Source organism: Gracilimonas mengyeensis (assembly GCF_900182705.1).
Taxonomy (GTDB): Bacteria; Bacteroidota; Rhodothermia; order Balneolales; family Balneolaceae; genus Gracilimonas; species Gracilimonas mengyeensis.
The window spans coordinates 191,571-203,283 of record NZ_FXTP01000002.1; the positions used below are offsets into that span (position 1 = coordinate 191,571).

An 11,713-nucleotide genomic window follows, 5' to 3' on the forward strand; every position below is an offset into this window, starting at 1 on the left:
CAAGCAGATGTCTGCTGGTCTAAGCGGACGCTTGAACAAGGGTTGATTAGAGTGTAAATGTCTTGGTTATGATAACATCCCACCAAAAATAGCCCCGAGCACACCTTGTACAGAGTTGATAGCAATGTAAGCGGAAAACAGCACCAGAATAAAATTAACGGCATTAAGTTTCCATGAGTTGGTGTTGGCGCCCATCAGTTTTTTGTCGTTCATGGCCCAGAATAGAAGCGCGGCGGAGATGGGGAGCCCAAATACACCATTGAAGGCCGGGAACAGGGTAATCATCTCTACAACACTTAATCCGGTTACTTTTGCTACCAGCGGTGAAAACATACCAATTAGGATCCCTCCGGCAAAAATCAGCTTAAAGCTTTTACTGCTGCCTTCTTTATGGTCAATATCCAGGGCTTCCAGGATCATATAGGGAATCGTCCACATGATTGGGACAATACTGTTAAAGGCGGCAGCAATCACCCCAATTAAAAACACAATCATAGCCCAGCGGCCCAGTACAATTTCAAGGGCTTCGCCTGGCGCTACAAAGGTAGAGAGTTCGGTGTATCCGGCTGGTCGCAATACGGCAGCTGAAACAATGATAATAGCTACGGTTATCAACCCGCCAACGGTGTAGCCCATGGTAAGATCGGTGCGCATGCTTTTTACGTGTTTATCACTATTCCAGCCTTTACGCTTTACCAGGATGGATTCCAGAAAGAAATTGGGCCAAAGTGCCGTTGTACCTAGGATGGCGGCACCTAACAACATGGCGCCCGTATCAGGAATGGCAGGGATAAAGCCTTTGGCCACTTCAACCATGTCGGGGCCGTTGGCTCCCGCTACTACCAGGTATAAAACAAGTAATAAAAACATCATGCCGGTCATTACTTTTTCCACATATCCGTAGTGCAATACCCCTACAATGATAGCAACAATACCGGTAACAACAGCCAGGGGCTGCCAACTTACGGCGCCGCCTGTAAGTACTTCAAAGCTCATGCCGACGGCAGCTGTAAGAGCGAGGGTCCAGGCAATACATCCTAAAGAAAGGAAAAGAGCCAGGGCGAGAGCCCCGTTTTTACCCAGTTTCTTCCGGATGAAAGTCATTAGCGTATCCCCGTAAATACCCAGGCGAGCACTCATATCTTGTGCCATAAAACCAAGCAATACCGCACCAATTACTGCCCAAATCAACACATAGCCGTATTCTACACCGGCCTGACTTGCAATAAAGATAGAGCCGCTGCCAAAATAGCTGGCCACCATGATGAAGGACAATCCGTATTTATCAAAAAAGTTTGCAAAAAATTCTTTCATGTATCGATGTTGGTTTGGGGTTTTATTCTGCTGGGGTGATTTATTAACAAATATTGGAAACAAAGAAGGAAGAAAGGGTTGAAATAAAAGCTCAACATCCTTCTGTAGCATGTTCTGACAATAACGTGATTGTTATGCCAAAACGCAGACCTCAGCTATTATTTAGCTGCGCGAATGGTAAACATTTAAAAGCTTAATTAAAGTAAAACTGCGTAAGGACTTGCCGTGGAGGATATTATCAACTTAATGCTATGCATTCACCAAATCTTAACAAAGATCCGGTATTCTCGCCCCTGAAAACTATGAGGAATAATGATTGAAAATTTGATCCGTAAATACAACGTGCCGGGTCCAAGGTATACGAGCTACCCCACGGTACCCTATTGGGATGGTTCCGGCATAAGTACAGAAGTATGGGAAAGTTCATTGCTGCGTTCCTTAGAGGAATCACAGCAAGAAGGTATTTCGCTATATATTCACCTGCCTTTCTGCGAAAGCCTTTGTACGTTTTGCGGTTGTCATAAACGCATCACTAAGCGCCATGAGGTAGAAGATCCGTATATCTCTACCGTGCTTAGGGAATGGGATTTGTATGGAGAGCGGTTGCCTTTTGCTCCCGCCATAAAAGAGATCCATCTGGGAGGGGGGACGCCTACCTTTTTTAGTCCCGCCAATTTGGAGCGTCTTATTAATGGCATATTGCAAGGAGCCAAGTCCGCAGAAATTCCGGAGTTTAGTTTTGAGGGGCATCCGAATAATACCACAAAAGAACACCTGCAGGTTTTGTATGATCTGGGTTTCCGAAGGGTTTCCTACGGCGTGCAGGATTACGACCCACAGGTACAGCTGGCTATCAACCGGGTGCAACCGTTTGAGAATGTAGAGAAAGTACATAATTGGTCTAAAGAGATAGGCTATACTTCCATCAATCACGATCTGGTGTTTGGGTTGCCGCATCAAACCAAAGCGGGTATTGAGCATACCATTGAGAAAACACTGGAGCTGCTGCCCGACCGCCTTGCTTTTTATAGTTACGCGCACGTGCCATGGATTAAAGGGACCGGACAGCGTGGCTTTGATGAAAATGATCTCCCCAAGGATGCCGAAAAGCGTGAGCTGTATGAAACGGGTAAACGCATGTTTGCTGAAAATGGCTACGTGGAAATCGGCATGGACCATTTCGCTCGTAAAACCGATTCGTTATATAAAGCTATGGAAAATGGAACCCTGTATCGAAATTTCATGGGCTATACCACTACCAACACGAAAGTGATGATTGGTTTGGGCATGTCGTCTATCAGCGATAGCTGGTATGCGTTTGCTCAAAATGAGAAGAAGCTGGAGGATTATCAGGCGCGTGTGGAAGCAGGGGAAATTCCAATTTTTAAGGGACATCTGCTGAATGAGGAAGACCTGATGCTGCGGCAGAATATTCTGAATATCATGTGTCGTTTTGAAACAGAGTTTGAAGGAGATCCTGCATTGCTTGCCGAAATTAAAGCAGGGCTTGGAGAACTTGAAGAAGACGGTTTGGTGGAAATCTCGGGGAATAAGATTCAGGTGACAGAAAAGGGCCGCCCCTTTGTACGCAATGTTTGTATGGCTTTTGATTTGAAATTGCAGCGCAACAAACCTGATCGACAGATCTTTTCCAAGACGGTCTAAGAATATCGAATATTGAACACTGAATATGGAATTCAGAAGTGCTTCCTTTTTGTCGAGTGGCTTTTTGTTTATATACAATTGATATTTTGCTACTTGCCTGATTTCTTATTTATCAGTTTATTGCTTTCGCTTAAGAGATAAATATCAGATAAATAAAGAGAATAGCATGTGTTTATATAAAGGGTGCAAATGGCTGTGGGTGCCGGTTATTTTTTTGGTGATGATGAGCTGTGGAGAATCTCAACCCGAAGATCCCTGGGCGGTACTTGAGCGGGTACCGGAAGTGGTGCCATCGCAAATCCGGGCTTTTAATCAGGCCGATACCGTGTTTTTCGAACACCTGGGGTACGAAAGTGTGGTGATGAAAAACGGGACTGTACTGATTGCCGATCGTGGGAGAAACAACCTGCTTTTTCTAAATGAAGAAGGTGGACTTGAAAAACTCATTCGTGAAGGACGTGGGCCGGGTGAGGTGTTGGACCCATTTGCTTTTGTTAAGGATAAAAAAGGGCAGGTTTATACCTACGATCAGCACAATGATAAAATTTTGGTATTGGATGGAAGGGGTGAAGTGGTTCGCGAAATTATTCCTGCAGCCTATAAAGAAAGCGGGATTATAAAAGTATTTCCCGTTCAGGATAGTTTGTATTGGGTAGAGATGATGTCTTATGCCTTTCTGAGTGATGAGAATAAAAAGAGCGAGAAATATTTGGTGCAATATGATCCCTTTGAGAATAGCTATGGGGAGATGAAAGTGCTCAGGAATCATCCCTATGCCAGATACATAGAAGATGGTGAAGTACGCGGAGCAACAAAAGTTGATTTTGGTTCCGGACATTTATTTTCCTGGCGCCCGGAAAAACAAACCCTGTTAACTTTTGATACCCGTACCAATATAATTGCCGAATTGGATGCCAACCTTGATACCTTGAAGGCGATACGTGTTGAACTTCCTCAAGAAGAGTTAAATAATACGGAGTTTGATTCTTTGCGTTCAGCTTACAGAAACGCTCAATGGAAAACGGTTGAGCCGTTATTACCCGATCTAAAAGCCAAAGCAGATTACATGCTATACCACAACGGAGAGATTTGGCTGGGCACCCATCTCAGCGGGAAACTAAAAACCTGGCTGGTGCTCAACATGCAGGGAGAGATCTTGAGAAAAGTAATGTTGCCCCGGGAAGCCTTACTTACCCATGTTTCCGACAACCATTTGGGACTTCGTCTGGATGATGTTACGTTTGCCTTCTACAGTAATCCCAGTGAATAGTTAGTTGTGTTCCTAAAAACCAGTAGCTTCTAATCGCAGAATGGTGCAATTTAAGCACAAGTAAAACGCTTTTTCAGTGATCAAAGCCATAGATTATCTGATGGGGCTCTTATTAGTAGTTGTTGCCCATAAGATTAGTAAATTACTTTATTGAAGGTCACAGGCGGAATAAATGCGGTAAATTTTTTTTAGTATAAGTTCGTGTTCATATTTAGACTTATTCTGCCTTGCCATTCAAAAAGGAAAAAGCGATTTTCACGGCGCAGTGAAGCTATTCACAAAGCTTTCACAATTTTGTGTGAAGTTTGAACTCTAAGGATGTCAATCCTTATTCTGGTATCAAAATTTGAAATTATCTAAGACGTAAGTACATGCCTTCTCTTATCAAAGCACTGAATTCCCAGGTTGGCCGCAAAATTATGACTGGTATAACGGGTATCGGGTTGATGCTCTTTCTTATTGGTCACCTTGCCGGAAACTTTTCCATTTTTGGGGAAGCCGAAGCCTTTAATAAATACACTCACACGCTAGAGAGCTTAGGGCCTCTGTTATATCTTATCGAAGCCGGACTGGCTTTCTTCTTCCTGTATCATGCGATTTTGGGGATATCCATTTGGCGCCAGCGCAAAAAGGCGCGTCCCGAAGGCTATGATACGTACCGCACGAAAGGCGGTCCCAGCCATCAAACACTGGCATCAAAAAGTATGATTTATACCGGAATCATTATTTTGGTATTCCTGGTGCTGCACATCTGGCATTTTAAGTTTGGGCCAAGCTACACTACCATGGTGGATGGAACGGAAATGCGTGACCTTCGCAGATTGGTGATCGAAGAATTCACCAATCCCCTGGTGGCCTTTGGCTATATTGGCGTATTGGCACTCGCAATTTTACACTTGGCTCACGGCGCCTGGAGTGCTTTTACTTCTCTTGGAATGAAACATGGAGAGACGTCTAAAAAAGTACAGTTTGGAGCCTATATATTTGCCATCGTGCTGATGCTGGGCTTTATTTTTATTCCGCTTTACATCTTCCTTACCGGCGGAGAAGGCTCACTCATCGCTTACTAAAAGAGATTCAAGATTTAAGTTTATAGATTTAAGATTATCATGAAATTAGATTCAAAAGTACCCGGCGGACCGTTACAAGAAAAGTGGGACAAGCACATCAAAGACATCAATTTGGTGGCTCCCAATAATAAGCGGAAATTTGAAATTATCGTTGTTGGAACCGGTCTTGCCGGTGGAGCAGCAGCAGCCAGTTTTGCAGAGCTCGGATACAATGTGAGAAGCTTCTGTATTCAGGATTCGGCCCGTCGTGCGCATAGTATCGCAGCTCAGGGTGGAATCAATGCCGCGAAAAACTATCCCAATGACGGTGACAGTATTTGGCGGCTTTTTTATGATACCATCAAAGGGGGCGATTATCGCTCTCGCGAGGCCAATGTATACCGCCTTGCCCAGGTCTCAAACGAAATTATTGACCAGGCTGTAGCACAGGGCGTTCCTTTTGCCCGTGAATACGGCGGAACCCTTGCTAACCGCTCTTTCGGTGGAGCTCAGGTATCCAGAACCTTTTATGCCCGCGGCCAAACCGGACAGCAGTTGTTGCTGGGGGCTTATCAAGCCATGATGCGCCAGGTGCATTCCGGCAAAATCAAATATCACCCCAGACACGAAATGCTGGACGTGGTTGTGATTGATGGACAAGCACGCGGTATTATCACCCGCGACTTGGTTTCCGGAGAATTGTGCCGATGGGAAGCTGATGCCGTGGTATTAGCAACCGGCGGTTATGGTAACGTATTTTATCTCTCTACCAACGCCAAAAATTCAAACGTAACGGCGGCATGGAGAGCACACAAACGTGGTGCAGCTTTTGCCAATCCTTGTTATGTACAGGTTCACCCGACATGTATCCCCGTTTCCGGCGATTATCAGTCCAAATTGACGCTGATGTCGGAGAGTTTGAGGAATGATGGCCGCGTGTGGGTGCCTCGCAAAAAAGGTGATGATCGTCATCCAAACGACATCCCCGAAGACGAACGATATTATTATCTGGAAGAACGCTATCCAAGTTTTGGTAACCTGGTGCCGCGTGATGTGGCTTCCCGTAATGCCAAAATGGTTTGTGATGACGGACTGGGCGTAGGTGAAACCGGACTTGCTGTGTATCTCGATTTCCGGGATGCCATCAAGCGTGACGGCAAAGACACCATCTCAGCCAAGTATGGAAACCTCTTTGAGATGTATGAAAACATCACCGGAGAAAACCCATATGAGCGTCCGATGAGAATTTATCCTGCCGTGCACTATACTATGGGCGGCTTGTGGGTAGATTACAATCTCGAAACCACCATCCCGGGACTGTTTGCAGCAGGTGAAGCTAACTTCTCAGATCACGGAGCCAACCGGCTTGGTGCAAGTGCACTGATGCAGGGTCTTTCTGACGGCTATTTTGTTCTGCCATATACCATTGGTGATTACTTGGCGAAACAGGAGCCCGGCAAGCGTTATGGAACCGATCATGAGGCTTTTGCTGAAGCAGAATCCGAAGCTCAGGCCCAAATTGACAAGTTATTGAACATTGATGGGGATCGAACCATTATCGATTTCCATCGTGAGCTTGGCAAGATTGTTTGGGATAAAATCGGTATTGCCCGTAATGCGGAGGGGCTGAAGCAAGCCATTCAGGAAATTCGCGCACTGCGTGAAGAATTCTGGCAGAATGTAAAAGTGCCCGGAGAAAAGAATAATTACAACAAGTATTTAGAGTTTGCTGCCCGCGTGGCCGATTTCTTTGAATTGGCTGAATTGATGGCGGAAGATGCGCTGGATCGTGAAGAATCGGCCGGCTGTCACCTTCGTGAAGAGTATCAAACCGAAGAAGGAGAAGCTCTTAGAAACGACGAGGACTACTCTTATGTAGCCGCTTGGGAATACAAAGGTCTGAACGGTAAGTTGGAAGAAGAGCTTCATAAGGAAGATCTGGAATTTGAATTTGTAGAGTTGAAACAGCGTAGTTATAAATAATGTAACCCAGAATTGATGTGCTCCGCCATTTGCGTGCGGGGCATGGGTGTTAGTTATCCCGATAAATCTCGTTCCACACGCTTTGCGTTGGTCGAAAATTAAAGGCCACTAAATTCCCAAAGCACAAAATTTAAAGTTTAACCGGAAGAGCAATAACATGATGCAAGGTATAATTTCTGACAAGTTATACACTTCGTGTTTTAGAGCTTTCGTGGCAAAAATTATTGTATTATGAGCAAAGAAATGACCATTCATCTAAAATACTGGAAACAGAACGGCCCTAATGCGAAGGGATATTTCGAGGAGTATACGCTCGATAGTGTCAATGAGCATATGTCGTTTCTGGAAATGCTGGACGTGCTCAACGAAGAGCTGATGCTGGCAGGTAAAGAACCGGTAGAATTTGATTACGATTGCCGCGAAGGTATTTGTGGTTCGTGTAACCTGGTGATTAACGGTCAGGCCCATGGACCTAAGGAACGCGTTGCTGCCTGCCAGTTGCACATGCGTAATTACAGCGACGGTGACCACATTACCATTGAGCCGCCCAGAGCTGCAGCATTCCCGGTTATTAAGGATCTGGTAGTAGACCGTAATGCCTTTGACCGCATTATTGAAGCCGGCGGATATGTATCCGTGAAAACCGGTTCGGCTCCCGAGGCCAATGCCATCCCAATTGAAAAAGAAGATGCAGACACAGCTTTTGATTACGCTACCTGTATTGGTTGCGGAGCCTGTGTGGCCGCTTGCCCCAATGCCTCAGCATCTCTGTTTACCGGCGCCAAGATTGCCCACCTTAATAAACTGCCACAAGGCGAAGTGGAACGCAAGAACCGCGTGGTAGCCATGGTAGATCAAATGAAGGAAGAAGGCTTTGGAGACTGCTCGAATTACGCAGAATGTGAAGCGGTTTGCCCGGTAGGTATTTCCATTTCAGCGATTGCCGAAATGCGCAGAGATTATATGAAGGCGGTTATGAGCGGCGACTGATAACAGAATCTATTTTTCCGAAAAGATTAAAAGGGCGGGCAGTTTTGTCTGCCCTTTTTTATTGGATAGTGAACAAGGAATATAGAACTTCGAAGTACTCTGCCTTTCTTAAGTTCTGGCTATTTTCGTTTTCCACCTCTCGGTCCGACGGCTCCAAGCCGTCTGACCGATGGTTTAATTCATAGATATATTCTAAAGAGGCTACAATCTGCATATTCCATCATTCCGCTCAGCTACAAGTGGTAAAATGTTTTAATCTATGAGAGCGGGGTGATGGAGAGGTCGCGTTCGAGCAAATGGACTTTAGCAATCGATTGGACGGTCCCGGGAATTCGGGACAGGATTACAGGTACGGATGGGAATGTTAGCCGTCAGATCGAGGCAGGGGTGGTTTCAAAAATATTTCCATCCTTTAAAAAGTTTAGAACCTGAATTTGTGGGATATCCCACGAAGTTATATATTTTAAGCACTCCAATAAAAAACCTATTGTTATTTGTCCACGATAAATAAATACGAAGCTAAACTCGATTCCAAGAAACGTGTAACCATTCGCGGAGCACGAACGGACTATTATCATGTAACTGAGCATGAAGATGGCACCGTTGTATTAAGTCCGCGGATTTTAGTGCATCCTGATGAGATTTCTCAGCGATCATATAAAATGATTGAGAACGCAATTGAGAACCTGAACGACGGAAATGTTTCTGAACCGGTAGATATGGAGGAATTGAAAGAGCTTCTTAAAGAATAAATTATGTTCACTATCCGATTTGGAGTACCAGAAATGGAAAGTTTCTGGAATGATCTAAAGGAAAAGAAGACAAGTGGTAAAATATCAAAAGGCGAGAATTTGCTCTTCAAACAGCTTGCCAAAACTATCAAATTTCTTGCCGCTGATCCCAAGCATCCGGGATTAAATTCTCATGAAATTTCTCCTTTAAGCAGAAAGTTTGGTCGAAAAGTCTTTCAATCCTATCTGGAAAACAATACCCCTGGAGCGGGAAGAATCTTTTGGGTGTATGGCCCTGAAAGGAAAGAGATAACAATTGTTGGAATAGAACCTCATCCGGAGGATAACAAAAGAGGCGCTTACCAAAGAATAAAACTCTCAGACTTACCAGATTAAAGGGGTTTGAGGTCTTCCACCTCTCGGTCTGACGGCTCCAGCCCGTCTGACCGATGGTTTAATTAAGGCAACTAGTGCTTTGCAATCGATCGGGCGGTCCCGAGAATTCGGGACAGGATTGTAGGTACGGATAGGAACGTCAGCCGTCAGATCGGGTACGAGATCGTTTTACCATATCTTGGCCTCACTATTCTAAGTGCGCCCCGATAATTGAATCAAGACAACTTAAATAAACCTTAGCGCTCTTTGCGTCTTCGCGGTTAATAAGATGGTGCTTTAGCCTCAATCCAAAATCACCGTCTTATTCCCATAGATAAACACCTTGTCATCCAGCACCAGCTTGGCGGCCTCGGCCATTACTTTGCTTTCAATTTCACGGCCGGCCTGGGCCATTTGGTCGGCATCATAGCGATGATCCACAGGCGTAGTGCTTTGATAGATGATGGGGCCTTCGTCGAGATCATCCGTAACATAGTGCGCCGTGGCTCCGATAATTTTCACCCCGCGCTCAAAAGCCTGATGATAGGGGCGGGCTCCGATAAAGGCCGGCAGAAATGAATGGTGAATATTTATCAGCTTGTGGGCATACTGCTCTACAAAATCCGGAGAAAGAATGCGCATGTACTTAGCCAGAAAAATATAGTCCGGATCGTAGTTTTCAAGCACCTCCAGCACTTCCTGCTCGTGTTCTTTGCGAGTTTTGTCCTGATGAGGTACAAGATGAAACGGAATATCAAAACGCTCTACAAAGGGACGCAAGGTGTCATGGTTGCTTACGACAGCCTGAATGTTAGCCCGGTTCTCATCAAACTCATTCCGTATTAACAAATCGCCAAGCACGTGATGCTCTTTGGTAGCCATCACTACAATATTCTTATTTCGTGGGCTGGTCAGGCGGATGTTCGAATTGGCGGGAAGTTTCTTTTTCAGCTCATCCACCAACCGGGATTGATCAAAATCTCCTTCTACTACCGTGCGCATAAAAAAGTGCTTGCTCTCGTGTTCCACAAATTCACGGTTCAGCACAATATTGAGGTCAAACTGGTAAATCACGTCCGTGATTTTATGTACCAGTCCTTTAGCGTCCTCGCAAGCTATCAGCAAGGTGTTTTGGTTGGAAGTCATGATAATAAAGCGTCTGTGAGTTGAGTGAGATCTTCGGCGGTGTTATACACATTGGGAGAAACCCGGATGGAATCACCGCGGAAAGAAACTACTATATTTTTTTCACTGAAAGCAGCCTTAATTTTATCCATGTTATGGTTTTGCCCGAGCCGTATCCCAAACAGGTGAGAGCCCCGGTAGGCAGGTTCTTCCACTTGATAGCCTTTTTCCTGAAGTCGCTTAATGGGTTCTTCTGTCAGTAGTCTGCAATATTGCTGGATGTTCTCCACGCCCCAGTCATTCAGCTGATTGAGTGCGGTCAGCATCATGGGAACGAGGATGAAATTGCTGTGTTCGCCCACTTCATACCGCAGGGCTCCGGGTTGATAGGCATCGTTGTAATTTACCAGGCCGGCGAAATTTTCACTTTCATAGCGGTTGATCCAGTTTTCTTCTACCGGTTTACCCTCATCTAAAGCAGGTCCGTAATACGCCAGACCAATGCTATATGGCCCCATCAGCCATTTGTAGCCTGCGCAAATTAAGGCATCCGGTTGTATTTCCTGCACATCAAAGGGCAATGCTCCTACCGATTGCGTTCCGTCAATGGCTAGCCACGCATCAATTTCAAGCGTCCGTTTCCGAATGGCTTTCAAGTCAAACAGAGTCCCATCGGCCCAGTGTACATTGGCTACGGCTACCAGTTTCGTTTTTGGGGTGATGGCTTCCAGGATGCGTTCATTCCAAACCTTACCCCGGTTTTCTGTGGTTTCAGGCGGGGTGATGGTGATAATTTCAGTGCCAGATTCTTCAGCCGCACGCATCCACGGGTACACATTACTGGGAAATTGCTCGCCAACCAGAACAATGGTATCACCCCGAGAAAGAGAAAGATTGTGGGCAACATTGGCCATGCCGTATGAAACAGATGGAATAGTGACAATACGGTTGGACTCTTTAGCATTTATGAGCTTGGCAAAGGCTTCACGAAGTTTTTCGGTTTCACCAAAGAAATCATCGGAGGTAACTTGCTGAGGGTTTTGTTTACGCTGTATGCCTTCTATACCGGCTTCTTCCACTACTTTTAACTGTGGCGACATAAAGGCACAATTCAGGTAGGTTACGGAGTCATCGAGTGAAAACTTTGATTGTTGACAATTCATAAACTAAACTTTTAAAATTGATAGATTTAAAACTGTGCATTTTCGAAA

Annotated in this window: 10 protein-coding genes; 7 read left to right on the forward strand and 3 right to left on the reverse strand. The window is 45.2% G+C overall.

Annotation, left to right across the window (positions count from 1 at the left end; all coding sequences use genetic code 11):
* Positions 1 to 66: 66 nt before the first annotated feature.
* Positions 67 to 1,314, reverse strand: a complete 1,248-nt coding sequence (locus tag FN815_RS03150) for an Nramp family divalent metal transporter (protein ID WP_142453156.1) — start codon at positions 1,312 to 1,314, stop codon at positions 67 to 69.
* A 312-nt stretch (positions 1,315 to 1,626) separates the two neighbouring features.
* Between FN815_RS03150 and hemN the strand changes: the two genes are divergently transcribed.
* The 7 genes from hemN to FN815_RS03185 all read left to right on the forward strand — a co-directional run bounded on the left by hemN (position 1,627) and on the right by FN815_RS03185 (position 9,398).
* On the forward strand, positions 1,627 to 2,979 hold the full coding sequence (gene hemN / locus FN815_RS03155; RefSeq protein ID WP_142453157.1) for an oxygen-independent coproporphyrinogen III oxidase: 1,353 nt from the start codon (positions 1,627 to 1,629) through the stop codon (positions 2,977 to 2,979).
* Positions 2,980 to 3,145: 166 nt separating this feature from the next.
* A complete protein-coding gene (locus FN815_RS03160) occupies positions 3,146 to 4,249 on the forward strand; it encodes a 6-bladed beta-propeller (RefSeq protein WP_142453158.1) in 1,104 nt (367 codons plus the stop codon).
* A gap of 371 nt (positions 4,250 to 4,620) precedes the next feature.
* Positions 4,621 to 5,319: a succinate dehydrogenase cytochrome b subunit gene (locus tag FN815_RS03165; RefSeq protein ID WP_142453159.1), complete on the forward strand. Its 699-nt coding sequence runs from the start codon at positions 4,621 to 4,623 to the stop codon at positions 5,317 to 5,319.
* Between the two features lie 39 nt (positions 5,320 to 5,358).
* On the forward strand, positions 5,359 to 7,281 hold the full coding sequence (locus FN815_RS03170; RefSeq protein ID WP_142453160.1) for a fumarate reductase/succinate dehydrogenase flavoprotein subunit: 1,923 nt from the start codon (positions 5,359 to 5,361) through the stop codon (positions 7,279 to 7,281).
* Positions 7,282 to 7,512: 231 nt separating this feature from the next.
* A complete protein-coding gene (locus FN815_RS03175; RefSeq protein ID WP_142453161.1) occupies positions 7,513 to 8,271 on the forward strand; it encodes a succinate dehydrogenase/fumarate reductase iron-sulfur subunit in 759 nt (252 codons plus the stop codon).
* Between the two features lie 494 nt (positions 8,272 to 8,765).
* Positions 8,766 to 9,023 (forward strand): hypothetical protein, encoded by a 258-nt coding sequence (locus FN815_RS03180; RefSeq protein WP_142453162.1) that lies wholly within the window; start codon positions 8,766 to 8,768, stop codon positions 9,021 to 9,023.
* 3 nt (positions 9,024 to 9,026) lie between these two features.
* Entirely contained in the window at positions 9,027 to 9,398 is a 372-nt protein-coding gene (locus FN815_RS03185) for a hypothetical protein (RefSeq protein WP_142453163.1), read from the forward strand.
* Positions 9,399 to 9,680: 282 nt separating this feature from the next.
* On the opposite strand, the gene purU is transcribed toward FN815_RS03185, so the two are convergent.
* On the reverse strand, positions 9,681 to 10,523 hold the full coding sequence (purU, locus tag FN815_RS03190) for a formyltetrahydrofolate deformylase (RefSeq protein ID WP_142453164.1): 843 nt from the start codon (positions 10,521 to 10,523) through the stop codon (positions 9,681 to 9,683).
* A complete protein-coding gene (locus FN815_RS03195; RefSeq protein WP_142453165.1) occupies positions 10,520 to 11,665 on the reverse strand; it encodes an aminotransferase class V-fold PLP-dependent enzyme in 1,146 nt (381 codons plus the stop codon). The genes purU and FN815_RS03195 overlap by 4 nt, the downstream gene beginning before the upstream one ends.
* Positions 11,666 to 11,713: the final 48 nt, after the last annotated feature.